At 47.8% G+C, this 12,743-nt stretch carries 12 protein-coding genes; 11 read left to right on the forward strand and 1 reads right to left on the reverse strand.

All coding sequences use genetic code 11. The annotated features are described in order from the left end of the window. On the reverse strand, positions 1–789 hold the full coding sequence (gene map, locus LHL18_RS14780; protein ID WP_134057135.1) for a type I methionyl aminopeptidase: 789 nt from the start codon (positions 787–789) through the stop codon (positions 1–3). A gap of 321 nt (positions 790–1,110) precedes the next feature. Between map and rpsB the strand changes: the two genes are divergently transcribed. The 11 genes from rpsB (at position 1,111) to lpxD (ending at position 12,741) form a co-directional block, all read left to right on the forward strand. Continuing rightward, positions 1,111–1,839, forward strand: a complete 729-nt coding sequence (rpsB, locus tag LHL18_RS14785; RefSeq protein WP_134057133.1) for a 30S ribosomal protein S2 — start codon at positions 1,111–1,113, stop codon at positions 1,837–1,839. A gap of 105 nt (positions 1,840–1,944) precedes the next feature. Continuing rightward, on the forward strand, positions 1,945–2,817 hold the full coding sequence (gene tsf / locus LHL18_RS14790; protein WP_134057131.1) for a translation elongation factor Ts: 873 nt from the start codon (positions 1,945–1,947) through the stop codon (positions 2,815–2,817). Between the two features lie 120 nt (positions 2,818–2,937). After that, positions 2,938–3,678, forward strand: a complete 741-nt coding sequence (gene pyrH / locus LHL18_RS14795; RefSeq protein WP_226767624.1) for a UMP kinase — start codon at positions 2,938–2,940, stop codon at positions 3,676–3,678. Between the two features lie 61 nt (positions 3,679–3,739). Next, complete coding sequence (frr, locus tag LHL18_RS14800) at positions 3,740–4,297, forward strand: ribosome recycling factor (protein WP_134057127.1); 558 nt, start codon at positions 3,740–3,742, stop codon at positions 4,295–4,297. 139 nt (positions 4,298–4,436) lie between these two features. Beyond that, a complete protein-coding gene (gene uppS / locus LHL18_RS14805; RefSeq protein ID WP_134057125.1) occupies positions 4,437–5,201 on the forward strand; it encodes a polyprenyl diphosphate synthase in 765 nt (254 codons plus the stop codon). A 5-nt stretch (positions 5,202–5,206) separates the two neighbouring features. Continuing rightward, positions 5,207–6,070 carry a phosphatidate cytidylyltransferase gene (locus LHL18_RS14810; RefSeq protein ID WP_134057123.1) on the forward strand — a complete coding sequence of 288 codons (864 nt, stop codon included), beginning with the start codon at positions 5,207–5,209 and terminating at the stop codon, positions 6,068–6,070. Beyond that, on the forward strand, positions 6,070–7,263 hold the full coding sequence (gene ispC, locus LHL18_RS14815; protein WP_226767625.1) for a 1-deoxy-D-xylulose-5-phosphate reductoisomerase: 1,194 nt from the start codon (positions 6,070–6,072) through the stop codon (positions 7,261–7,263). The genes LHL18_RS14810 and ispC overlap by 1 nt, the downstream gene beginning before the upstream one ends. Next, complete coding sequence (rseP, locus tag LHL18_RS14820) at positions 7,263–8,618, forward strand: sigma E protease regulator RseP (protein WP_134057119.1); 1,356 nt, start codon at positions 7,263–7,265, stop codon at positions 8,616–8,618. Before ispC ends, rseP begins: the two co-directional genes overlap by 1 nt. Before the next feature lie 26 nt (positions 8,619–8,644). Continuing rightward, positions 8,645–11,134, forward strand: coding sequence for an outer membrane protein assembly factor BamA (gene bamA / locus LHL18_RS14825; RefSeq protein WP_134057117.1), 2,490 nt, complete (start codon positions 8,645–8,647; stop codon positions 11,132–11,134). A gap of 24 nt (positions 11,135–11,158) precedes the next feature. Beyond that, complete coding sequence (locus tag LHL18_RS14830; RefSeq protein ID WP_226767626.1) at positions 11,159–11,677, forward strand: OmpH family outer membrane protein; 519 nt, start codon at positions 11,159–11,161, stop codon at positions 11,675–11,677. Next, the gene (gene lpxD / locus LHL18_RS14835; RefSeq protein WP_134057113.1) at positions 11,677–12,741 is read left to right on the forward strand and encodes a UDP-3-O-(3-hydroxymyristoyl)glucosamine N-acyltransferase; all 1,065 of its coding nucleotides are present in this window, start codon (positions 11,677–11,679) and stop codon (positions 12,739–12,741) included. The genes LHL18_RS14830 and lpxD overlap by 1 nt, the downstream gene beginning before the upstream one ends. The last annotated feature ends 2 nt before the right edge of the window (positions 12,742–12,743 follow it).

Consider the following 12,743-nt stretch of genomic DNA (forward strand, 5'->3'; position numbering starts at 1 on the left):
TTATTCTGCGGTTAAAATGCGCTCAATGGTGTCATCGCTGCGCAGCGTTAAAATTTCGCAGCCGGTATCGGTCACCAGAATAGTGTGCTCAAACTGCGCAGACAAACTGCGATCTTTCGTCACTACTGTCCAGCCATCGGCCAACAACTTACTATGGCGGCCACCGGCGTTAATCATCGGCTCTATCGTCAGGCACATGCCGGTTTTCAGCACTTCACCGGTACCGGGTCTGCCATAATGCAGTACCTGTGGGTCTTCGTGGAATACCGCGCCGATGCCGTGGCCACAGTATTCACGTACCACAGAGTAACTGTGTTTTTCGGCATGTTGCTGAATAACATGGCCAATGTCACCGAGGCGCACACCGTTTTTTACTTTTTTCAGGCCCAGGTACATGCATTCCTGCGTTACGCGGATCAAACGCTCTGCCATAATGCTCGGCTTACCTACCACAAACATCTTTGAGGTATCACCGTGGTAGCCATCTTTAATGACAGTAATGTCAATATTAATGATGTCGCCCTCTTTGAGCTTCTTATCGCCCGGTATGCCGTGGCAAATTACCTGATTGACAGAGGTACAGATAGATTTGGGGAAGCCGTGATAATTCAAAGGCGCCGGAATGGCCTGCTGCTCGTTCACAATATAGTCGTGGCAAAGGGTGTTCAGCTCATCGGTGGTGACACCGGCTTTAACATAAGGCTCGATCATTTCCAACACGTCGGCGGCAAGCCGGCCTGCTACGCGCATTTTTTCAATTTCTGCCGGGGTTTTGATGGTTGCTGTCATGCCTGCTCTCTTCGTAATACTTAGCCAATACCTGCAGTGCTTTTAGCCTGCAGTACTGCTGTAAAAATACACATTTGATTGTGTTTGTAAGGTGTCTATGGTATAAAGCGCGCCGCAAATTAGCAAATCGCTTTGCAGTCTATTACAGAACCATTTTGTTCTTAGTTAGACCCAAAGCCTGCTTAATGGGCGTAACGTAAACAAAACACACATGTATCGGCACATATTCCGGGGTGCTTTGCTCTGCACTGAAACACAGTCAGACCAGGGTCGGCATATGGGATACATGGAGGCTTAACCCCTTATACAGGAATTTAAATCATGGCAAAAGTTTCTATGCGCGACATGCTCCAGGCGGGCGTGCACTTCGGTCACCAAACCCGTTACTGGAACCCAAAAATGAAGCCATTCATTTTCGGCGCGCGTAACAAAGTACATATCATCAACCTGGAACAAACTGTTCCTATGATGAACGATGCACTGGCATTCATTCAGCAAGTTGCTGCGAAAAAGGGCAAAATCCTGTTCGTAGGTACTAAGCGTGCTGCCTCTGAAGCTATCAAAGAAGCTGCAATCAAGTCTGATCAGTTCTACGTAAACCACCGCTGGTTAGGTGGTATGCTGACTAACTGGAAAACAGTACGTCAGTCAATCAAGCGTTTAAAAGATCTGGAAGCGCAAAGCCAGGACGGTACTTTCGACAAGCTGACGAAAAAAGAAGCTTTAGACCGTACCCGTGAAATGGATAAGCTGGAAAAGAGCTTAGGCGGTATTAAAGACATGGGCGGCTTGCCAGACGTGCTGTTCGTGATCGACGCTGACCATGAACACATCGCGATCAAAGAAGCTAACAACCTGGGTATTCCGGTTGTATCTATCGTTGATACCAACTCTGATCCAAAAGGCGTTGACTATGTAGTTCCAGGTAACGATGACGCGATCCGCGCTATCCAGTTATACCTGGGTGCTGTAGGTCAGGCTATCCTGGAAGGTCGTGACAAAAACATCGAAGTACAGGCTGAAGCCGAAGCCTTCGTTGAAGCAGAGTAATTTCTCTGTCATTAGCGCAGGCTAAGCTTGCGCTAAACAGTGCAAAATTGCGACAGGGGCCAAGGCCCCTGTTTGTCCAACCAGAATTATTACGAGGAAGCTCCCATGGCTGTAACTGCCGCTTTAGTTAAAGAACTTCGCGAGCGCACTGGCGCTGGCATGATGGATTGTAAAAAAGCATTGGAAGAGACTGCTGGTGATATTGAAGCAGCAATCGATGCCATGCGTAAAAGTGGTCTGGCCAAAGCTGCCAAGAAAGCAGGCCGTATCGCTGCTGAAGGTACTATTATCACTCGCGTTGGTAACGGTATCGGTTTAGCTATCGAATTTAACTGCGAAACTGACTTCGTAGCTCGCGATGCCAGCTTCCTGGCATTCGCTAACGCGGTTGCTGATTTAGCACACGCTAACAAGCTGTTCACTGCAGAAGCTATCTTAGCTGCTGACTTAAATGGTACTTCTGTTGAAGATACCCGTGCAACTTTAGTTGCGAAAATCGGTGAAAACATCAACGTACGTCGCGCTGCAGTAGTTGAAGGTGCTGTTATCGGCCAGTACGTGCACTCAGGCCGTATCGGCGTATTAGCAGTACTGGAAGGCGGTAACGAAGACATCGCTAAAGATGTTGCTATGCACATTGCTGCTAACAACCCAGGTTATGTTAACCCGGAAGACGTTTCTGCTGAAGTGGTAGAGCGTGAGCGCGAAATCCAAATCGATATCGCGGTTAACTCTGGTAAGCCAAAAGAAATCGCTGAAAAGATGGTTGCAGGCCGTATGAGTAAGTTCACTGGCGAAGTGAGCTTAACAGGTCAGCCATTCGTGAAAGACCCGTCTATCACTACCGGTGAATTCCTGAAACAAAACGGCGCGAAAGCTGTTTCTTTCATCCGCTTAGAAGTGGGTGAAGGTATCGAGAAGAAAGAAGAAGACTTCGCTGCAGAAGTAGCTGCACAAATCGCAGCCGCTAAGAAGTAATTTATTCTTCTGCCTGACGGCAAAAAACGCTAGAATAACCGCGGCTTTCAGTCTTACTGACTGAGCCGCGGTTTTTTTATCCGCAACATTCCTAACTTTATCCAGTACTACGAGGATGTCATGAGCACGAACCCAAAACCGACTTACCGCAGAATATTACTAAAACTCAGTGGCGAAGCGCTGATGGGGGAAGAAGGCTTTGGTATTGACCCTAAAGTGCTCGACAGAATGGCGCAGGAAATCAAAGAACTGGTTGAACTGGGTGTGCAGGTGGGTATCGTTATTGGTGGCGGCAATATTTTCCGCGGCGAAGGTTTGGCCAAAGCCGGTATGAACCGTGTAGTCGGCGACCATATGGGCATGCTGGCGACAGTAATGAACGGGTTGGCAATGCGTGACGCTTTGCACCGTGCATACGTTAATGCCCGAATGATGAGCGCTATCCCATTAAACGGTGTGTGTGATAACTACAGCTGGGCTGAGGCCATTAGTTTGTTAAAGTCAGGCCGGGTGGTGATTTTTTCTGCCGGTACCGGTAACCCGTTTTTTACCACCGATTCTGCTGCCTGTTTGCGCGGTATTGAAATTGAAGCAGATGCTGTATTAAAAGCCACTAAAGTAGATGGTGTATTCTCCGCAGACCCGGTAAAAGACCCAACGGCGACATTATATCATCAGTTAACTTACACTGAAGTGCTTGAAAAAGAATTGAAAGTAATGGACCTTGCTGCATTTACGCTGGCGCGGGATCACAATCTGCAGATCCGTGTGTTTAATATGAACACGGCAGGCGCCTTAAAACGCGTGATTATGGGCGAGCAGGAAGGCACAGTAATCGACCACGCAGAAAATTTACAGTAAACTACCTGGCTTGGTACTGCATCTGTAAACAGTTGCAACGAATAAAAAAAGGATACAGATCGTGATTAACGACATTATTAAAGACAGCAAAGTACGGATGGAAAAAAGCGTGGAAGCGCTGAAAGGCCAGTTAACCAAAGTACGTACTGGTCGCGCTCACCCCAGCTTACTTGACGGTATTATGGTGTCTTATTACGGCGCAGATACACCTCTGCGTCAGGTGGGTAACGTATCGATAGAAGATGCCCGTACACTGGCTATCACCGTATTTGATAAGAGCCTTACTGCGGCGGTAGAAAAAGCCATTATGGCATCTGACTTAGGTTTAAACCCAATGTCTGCTGGCACCGTTATCCGTGTGCCACTACCACCGCTGACTGAAGAGCGCCGTAAGAGCCTGGTGAAACTGGTGCGTAATGAGGCTGAAGGTGGACGTGTCGCTGTGCGTAATATCCGTCGCGACGCCAATGCTGATTTAAAAGCACTGCAAAAAGACAAAGAAATCAGTGAAGATGACGAGCGTCGTGCAACAGATGAAATTCAGAAAATCACCGATAGCTTTATCAAACGGATTGATGAAGTATTAGCGGAGAAAGAAAAAGAATTAATGGAAGTGTAAATTACACTGCCATGTTACAGAATTAGCGTCGTGACGCTCGGGCTTTACGGCGCTTTTTTCTATTTGGCATTTTATTTTGCATGGCAAAAAGATTAATCAGAAGTCGTCTGATGAATCTGTGGAAGGACAGAGCACACCTATGACTGCAATGACGCAGCTCGAAGCGCAAAGTTTGCCAAGGCATGTGGCAATTATTATGGATGGCAATGGCCGCTGGGCGCAGCGCCAGGGAAAACCACGGGTTTGGGGCCACAAAAAAGGCGTAGAAGCTGTACGCCGCAGTGTTAGTTTTTGTCGGGAACTGGGTATACAGTCACTGACATTATTTGCTTTTAGCAGTGAAAACTGGCGACGTCCGGAAGATGAAGTATCAACACTGATGCAATTGTTTCTGATGGTGTTGCAAAGTGAAGTAAAAACACTGCACAAACACAACGTTCGGTTGAAAATTATTGGCGATTTATCAGCATTTAGCGATAAATTACGCGCAAGTATTGCTCAGGCAGAACAACTTACAGCTGACAACACTGCGCTGACACTGAATATTGCCGCCAATTATGGTGGGCGCTGGGACATGGTTAATGCCGCCCGGGAGTTGGCAAAGCAAGTTGGCCAGGGCGTGTTGGATGCGCAGCAGATAGATGAGCAGCTATTCGCTAAGCAAGTACAGATGCATGACCAACCTGAACTGGATTTGTTGATCCGTACAGGCGGGGACTTACGCATCAGCAATTTTTTACTGTGGCAGGCGGCTTACGCCGAGCTATGGTTTACAGAAACACTGTGGCCTGATTTTGATCAGCAGGTGTTTTCTGAAGCAATAGCTGCTTTTGTCAACCGTGAGCGGCGTTTCGGCTGTACCGGGGAACAAGTCCGGCAACTGGCGCTGCAAGCTAAAGGATAACGATATTGTTTAAACAACGGGTAATTACTGCGCTGATTCTGGCGCCCCTGGCTCTGATGGCGGTGTTTTATTTACCGCTGGCCGGCTTTGCACTGTTTATTTCCGCCGCATTTTTACTTGGCGCCTGGGAATGGAGTGGCTTGTGTGGTCTTGCCAGCAAGGCTATGCGCTGGGTATATGTCATGCTTACGGCCATTATTTTAGCACTGCTGTACTGGCAATGGCCTGCACCGCTGCATTGGCCGGTAGAGCAAAATGTATTGTTAAGCACGTTACTTTTGGCAGGCATTGGTTGGTGGGTACTGGCGATAGTATTAGTATTAACTTACCCCAAAAGTCAGAAATTATGGGCGGGAAGCGACTGGGGCAAAGCGCTGATGGGGTGGTTAACGTTAGTACCGGCCTGGGTAGCAGTATTGTTTATCCGTTCAACTGATTACGCCGCATCGAATTTTACCGGCGCCTGGCTGATTTTCTGTCTGCTGGCGCTGGTATGGGCAGCAGACATTGGTGGCTATATTGTCGGTAAGCCGTTTGGCAAACATAAACTGCTGCCCAAAGTCAGCCCGGGTAAAACAGTCGAAGGAATGCTAGGTGGTTTGGCACTGGTCGCGATAGTTGTAACTATCGTGGCGTGGCTGCAAGACTGGCCAGCGCAAACCGGTATTTGGTACGTTTCGGCGTTGTTGCTGACAGTATTGTCAGTATTTGGTGATTTAACCGAAAGCATGTTTAAGCGTGTGGCAGGTAAGAAAGACAGTGGCGCTTTTCTCCCTGGCCACGGTGGTATCCTTGACCGTATTGACAGCCTGACGGCTACGGCACCGCTGTTTGCCATTATCGTGGCACTGTATGGCGGCTTTTACTGATGCGTAATGTGGTGATCCTGGGTTCTACCGGGTCTATTGGTGTCAGTACCTTGTCTGTGCTTGCTGCACATCCTGAAGCTTATCAGGTGCTGGCGCTTACCGCGGCCAGCCAGTGTAAAAAGCTATTGCAGCAATGCCTGCAATTCAAACCACGTTATGCCGCTATGCTGGATGTACAGGCAGCAAAGACGCTGGCGACTGAGCTGAAGCTGGCAGGTTGCCCAACTGAAGTATTAACAGGCGTTGACGCCCTGTGCGAATTGGCTGCACACACAGATGCTGACATCGTGATGGCCGCCATTGTTGGTGCTGCAGGTTTATTGCCGACATTAGCGGCGGTTGAACAGGGTAAGACAGTATTACTGGCAAACAAAGAAGCGCTGGTAATGAGCGGTGAGCTGTTCATTAGTAAGGTGTCGCAACATGGGGCAACCTTGCTGCCTATAGACAGTGAGCATAATGCTATTTTCCAATGTCTGCCTGCAGCATTACAGCAACATACCCACAATCAAAAAATCCAACACTTCGGCATCGGTAAACTATTGTTGACCGGCAGTGGCGGGCCTTTTCTGCATACTCCTTTAGCCGAATTTCCGTTTATTACACCGGCCCAGGCGGTTGCACATCCAAACTGGAGTATGGGACATAAAATCTCTGTCGACAGTGCAACCATGATGAATAAAGGCCTAGAATTTATAGAAGCGCGCTGGCTGTTTAACTGTCAGGCCAGTGATATCGAAGTGGTTATTCACCCGCAAAGCATTATTCATTCCATGGTGCAGTACACCGATGGTTCGGTACTGGCGCAGTTAGGCCAGCCGGATATGCGTACTCCGATTGCCCACGCTCTGGCGTTCCCAAAGCGTATTGCCAGCCCGGTTTCCCCGCTTAACTTTAAGCAAATGCGTGATTTTACCTTTACCGAGCCTGAGCCTGAGCGTTACCCCAATCTTTATCTGGCAATGACAGCCTGTGCTGACGGCCAAGGGGCCACGACGGCGTTGAATGCCGCAAATGAGGTTGCTGTGGCAGCTTTTTTAGCTGGCGAGATCCGCTTTACTGACATTGCACGCGTTAATGCGCTGAGTCTTAGCAGATACACTGGCTTCCGTGTCAGCACGCTGGATGATATATTGGCGCTTGATAACGAAGCTAGAGTGCATGCCCAACAACAACTGAGGAAATTGTCCTGATGTCCGGTGCGATCTGGAATTTACTGTCGTTTATAGTCGCGCTGGGTGTGCTGATCACAGTGCATGAGTTCGGCCACTTCTGGGTCGCCCGCAAAAACGGCGTGCTGGTAAAACGTTTTTCTATCGGTTTTGGTAAAGCGTTGCTGCGCTGGCGGGATAAGCAAGGAACAGAATTCGTTATTGCCGCTATTCCACTTGGTGGTTATGTAAGAATGCTGGATGAACGGGTAGATCCGGTGCTGCCACAGTTTAAAGATCTGGCGTTTAACCATAAAACGGTTTGGCAGCGTATGGCTATTATTGCTGCCGGCCCCGCTGCCAATTTCATCTTTGCCGTATTTGCACTCTGGCTGATGTATATGCTCGGGGTACAAACGATGCGCCCGATCATTGCCTCAATTGAGCCGCAATCTATTGCAGCACAGGCTGGCATGACAGCGCAGCAGCAGATCGTGTCTGTGAATCAACATTCTGCAACGGATGCAGGTAGTGTGAATCTGCTGCTGGTAGAGCAAATTGGCAGTGAGAGTATTACAGTAGGCCTGAAAGATGTTGCTACGCTGCAAGAGCATACCGTGATACTGGATACCCGCAACTGGCGTTTTGACCCAGAGAAACAAAGCGTGTTCAGTAGCCTCGGGCTGAATTTGGCCCGGCCACAGGCGTTGACGGAAATTGCAGCAGTTGCACCAGACTCTGCGGCGGAACAAGCCGGTATCCGCGTTGACGATAAAATTCTGCGTATCGATGATGAGCTCATCGATAACTGGACACAAATTCAAACCATAGTCAGCAACTCACCGGAACAGCTACTGAATATAGGGTTGTTGCGTGACGGCACAGAGATTGAGCTGCAGGTAACGCCCGGACGGGTTGAAACGGAGGATGGTTTCTCGCAAGGTATGCTGGGTGTTTCACCGAAAGTCAGTGAGTGGCCTGATGGCGTGTTGTATACCCAGCGCTATGGTGTATTTGATGCTATCGGCGCAGGGCTGGCGCATACCTGGCAGTTGACGCGGCTGAGCTTTTCCATGATAGGCAAGCTGGTCACCGGCGATGTATCCGTCAAACACCTTAGCGGCCCTATTTCGATTGCCCAAGGTGCCGGCACCACAGCCAGTATAGGTTTGGTTGCTTTTTTATCGTTTTTGGCGCTGATAAGTGTTAACTTAGCCGTCATTAATTTGCTGCCATTACCGGTACTGGACGGCGGACATTTAATGTATATGCTGCTGGAACTAATGCGTGGTAAACCTGTCTCTGAAAAGACGCAGGAAATAGGTTTCCGGTTTGGGGCGCTAATCCTGCTGACGTTAATGGGAATTGCGCTGCTCAACGATATTTCTCGATTGTAAATAACTAATCATAAGTAGTTCAAATAATGACAATTAAACGATTAGTAGCTGCGATGTTACTTGCCTCTGCCAGTAGCTCGGTGCTCGCTGAAGAATCTTTTACGGTTCAGGATATTCAGGTAGAAGGCCTGCAACGCGTGGCGCTGGGTGCGGCGTTGAATAATCTGCCCTTTAACGTGGGTGATACCATTACAGAATTTAATCTGTCACGCAGTATCCGTACACTGTATGCTGCGGGTCACTTTGACGATATAAAAGTTTTTCGTGATGGCAATACTGTTATCTATCGGTTGCGTGAACGCCCTACAATCAATGCGATTGAATTTGATGGTAATAAAGACATTAAAGAAGACCAACTGACAGAAAGCTTGTCTGGTAATAAGGTCGAAGTAGGCGAACCTCTGGATAAGACAATACTGAAGAGTATTGAAAATGGCCTGACAGAATTCTATCACGGTGTTGGTAAATATCAGGCGAAGGTAGATATTGAAGTAACATATCTGCCTCGTAACCGGGTAAACCTGAAAATCAAGTTCGAAGAGGGTGATCCAGCCTCAGTTCGTCAGATTAATATCGTTGGTAACAAGCTGTTTTCCGATGAAGAACTACTGCAGGATATCGAATCAAAACAAGACTTGCCCTGGTGGCGCTTTATGTCATCCGACCGTTATCAGAAGCAAACCCTGCAGGGCGATATTGAAAAGATTAACAGCTACTACCTCGACAGAGGGTACTTACGCTTTAAAGTCGACTCTGAACAGGTGTCGGTCAGCCCGGATAAAGAATCGGTATATGTCACACTTAACGTGACTGAAGGCGAAAAATATACCATTAAAGGCGTTAAGTTTGTTGGTGACCTGATTGGCCAGGAAGACTTTATCACCAAAATTATGCCGTTAAAGGAAGGTCAGCTGTATAACGGTGCTTTAGTGACCTACACCGAAGAAAGTATTGCTAAGTTGCTGGCGCGTTTTGGTTATGCTAATTCCAAAGTGCGTACTATCCCGCAAATTAATGATGACACCAAAGAAGTGGAGCTGACGATCAGCGTTGATCCGGGCAAACGTGTATATGTGCGCCGTATTGATATGAAAGGTAACGCCACGACTAAAGATGAAGTATTGCGCCGTGAACTGCGGCAGATGGAAGGTGCCTGGCTGTCTAATGATGCGTTGGAATTATCCAAAAACCGTATTCAGCGTCTGCCATATATGGAAAGCGTAGAGTTTGAAACGCTGCCCGTTGCTGGCGAAGACGACCTGATTGATGTTGCCTTTACGGTAAAAGAACAGCCATCAGGTAGCTTCAATGCCGGTATTTCTTACGGTAACTATATGGGGTTGTCGTTCCAGATTGGCGTGCAGCAAGAGAACTTCTTTGGTACCGGTAACAGCGCCGGCATTAGCCTGAATACTAATAAGTATCAAAAATCTATCAGCATGACGTACACCGATCCTTATTTCACGCTGGATGGTGTCAGCCTGGGTGGCCAGGTATTCTACTCTGATGTTGACTACAGCAGCGCATCTTCTAACCTGGAAGCGTATAACCAGACGCGTTATGGTTTTGGTGCCAACGTAGGTTACCCAATTAATGAATACAACCGTTTAAACTTCGGTGCTAACTACGTCGTTAACAAAATCAACTCGATCAACGAGTACGATCAGCTACGCCACTTCCGGGCAGTCTTGTTGGATGCACAGAATCCGGATGGTGGATACCACTTTACCAACTATGAGTTAACTGCAGGTTGGGTTCGCAGTACACTGAACCGGGGCTTGTTCCCCACAGCTGGCCATTACCTTGGCGCTAGCATTAAAGCCAGTACCCCAAATTCTGATTTACAGTTCTTTAAAACGTCTTTTGAAGCACGTAATTATATTCCGCTGAGCAATGACCATGCCTGGTCATTCCTGTCGAAAATAGAGCTGGGCTACGGTAACGGCTACGGCGATAAAAATGGCTATGATTATACCTTACCGTTTATCGAGAACTACTATGCTGGTGGCCAGAATCTGCGTGGTTTTGAAAGCCGTATAATCGGTCCGCATGCTATTTACCGCTATGCTGACTCAGTACCAGGCTTACCTGGTAGCGGCACAGGTGCAGGTAGTTACCCAAGTGGTCCGGAAAATGACAGCTATCAGGTATCGCAACGCTCGATAGGTGGTAATGCGCTGGCAGTGTTAACATTGGAGCTTATTACACCAACGCCGTTTTTAAGTGACGACTACCGTAACTCAGTACGAACCAGCCTGTTTGTTGATGCGGGTAATGTTTGGGATACAGAGTTTGATATTAATCGCTACAATGGTCTGCGACAAATTCAGACCAGCCAGCAACAACCGCAGCTGATAGATTATTCAGATGCTGGTTTGTTTCGGGCGACAGCTGGTGTATCTTTACAGTGGATTTCGCCTATGGGCCCGCTCACCTTCAGCCTGGCAAAAATCATTAAAAAGCAGGAAGGTGATTTACAAGAGAACTTTAGTTTCAATATTGGTACAACATTCTAGATTAGAAAAAATAGGGAATAAAAGATGTTAAATATGCGTGCAGTAAAATCGGCAATGATTCTGGTTGCAGGTTTATTGATGGCTGGCACTGTTGCCGCTAAAGAAATGAAAATTGCTTATGTTGATGTTCAGGCGGTTGCCGCTAAAATCCCTCAGTCAGCGGCTATGCAGGAAACGATTAAAAACGAGTTTGCCCAGCGTATTGAAGCCGTTGGTAAGCTGGAAAAAGACATCGGTTTCAACATTGAGAAGTTGCGCCGCGATGGCCCGACAATGAGCGAAAAACAGCAAGAAGAGCTGAAAGCTACTGTAAGCAGCCAGCGCCAGCAATATGAGCAGTTGGCACGTCCGTTGGATGAAGAAATCCGTACCCGTCAGGCTGAAGAACGCAATAAAGTGTTGGCGCTGATTAAAGCCGCAATTGATGTAGTGGCTGAGCGTGAAAAGTTCGATATGGTATTAAACTCTGGCGCTGCAGTATATGCCAAGCCTGAATTTGATATCTCTGAAGCAGTTGTTGCTCAGGTAAGCAAAGCAAAATAATGGCACGTTTTATTCTTTCTGAACTGGCTGAGCGCTTAGGCGCTCAGCTGATTGGTGATGCAGATTGCCAAATTACTTCTACTGCGACACTGGAAAATGCTCAATCTGGGCAAATCAGTTTTCTCTCCAACAGTAAATATCGGAAATTTCTCTCAGAAACCGCAGCCTCCGCGGTACTGATTACTCAGGAAGACATTTCTTTTGTAGCCCCGGGTGTGGGGGCGTTGGTAGTTGCCAATCCTTATACGGCTTTCGCTCGTGTTGCGCAGTTGCTGGACAATACACCTGCGGTTGCTTGCGGCATTCATCCTACAGCTGTTGTTGACGACACTGCAGTGCTTGGCGATAACGTTGCCATTGGCGCCAATGCTGTAATATCTGCCGGCGTGCAACTTGGCAACAATGTCCAGGTGGGTGCTGGCTGTTTTATCGGCGAACAGGCCAGTATTGCAGACAATAGCAAAATATGGGCTAACGCCACGGTATATCACCGCGTACGTATTGGTCAGCGCTGTATTGTTCACAGTGGTGCCGTGTTAGGTGCTGATGGCTTTGGCTTTGCCAACGAACGCGGCAGCTGGCTGAAGATCCCGCAAACCGGCACCGTCATTCTGGGCGACGATACTGAGATTGGTGCTAATACGACTATAGATCGTGGTGCGATTGAAGATACCATCATTGGTAATAATGTCATTATTGATAACCAATGCCAGATTGCTCATAACGTAAAAATAGGCGATCATACCGCTATAGCCGGTTGTACTGTTGTTGCGGGCAGTACCAAAATAGGACGCTACTGTATAATAGGTGGCGCAGTGGTTATTAACGGTCATATGGAAATTTGTGACGGTGCCAATATTACTGGCATGGCAATGGTTATGAAGCCGATCACAGAAAAAGGCATATACTCGTCGGGTATTCCTGCTACCACTAATCAAGAGTGGCGTAAAAATACGGCTAAGTTACGACAAATAGATCAACTATATCAGCGGGTTAAGCAACTTGAAAAACAGCTTGCCACTGTGTTACCAGCACAGGATGCTGACCACCAGACAGAGGAATAGCT

The sequence above is a fragment of the Rheinheimera aquimaris genome (genome assembly GCF_020531985.1).
Taxonomy (GTDB): Bacteria; Pseudomonadota; Gammaproteobacteria; order Enterobacterales; family Alteromonadaceae; genus Alishewanella; species Alishewanella aquimaris.

Coding starts and splice junctions, on each gene's coding strand:
- LHL18_RS14830 (WP_226767626.1), top strand. CDS start 11,159: ATGTTAAATATGCGTGCAGTAAAATCGGCAATGATTCTGGTTGCAGGT.
- uppS (WP_134057125.1), top strand. CDS start 4,437: ATGACTGCAATGACGCAGCTCGAAGCGCAAAGTTTGCCAAGGCATGTG.
- rpsB (WP_134057133.1), top strand. CDS start 1,111: ATGGCAAAAGTTTCTATGCGCGACATGCTCCAGGCGGGCGTGCACTTC.
- bamA (WP_134057117.1), top strand. CDS start 8,645: ATGACAATTAAACGATTAGTAGCTGCGATGTTACTTGCCTCTGCCAGT.
- map (WP_134057135.1), bottom strand. CDS start 789: ATGACAGCAACCATCAAAACCCCGGCAGAAATTGAAAAAATGCGCGTA.
- ispC (WP_226767625.1), top strand. CDS start 6,070: ATGCGTAATGTGGTGATCCTGGGTTCTACCGGGTCTATTGGTGTCAGT.
- tsf (WP_134057131.1), top strand. CDS start 1,945: ATGGCTGTAACTGCCGCTTTAGTTAAAGAACTTCGCGAGCGCACTGGC.
- lpxD (WP_134057113.1), top strand. CDS start 11,677: ATGGCACGTTTTATTCTTTCTGAACTGGCTGAGCGCTTAGGCGCTCAG.
- pyrH (WP_226767624.1), top strand. CDS start 2,938: ATGAGCACGAACCCAAAACCGACTTACCGCAGAATATTACTAAAACTC.
- rseP (WP_134057119.1), top strand. CDS start 7,263: ATGTCCGGTGCGATCTGGAATTTACTGTCGTTTATAGTCGCGCTGGGT.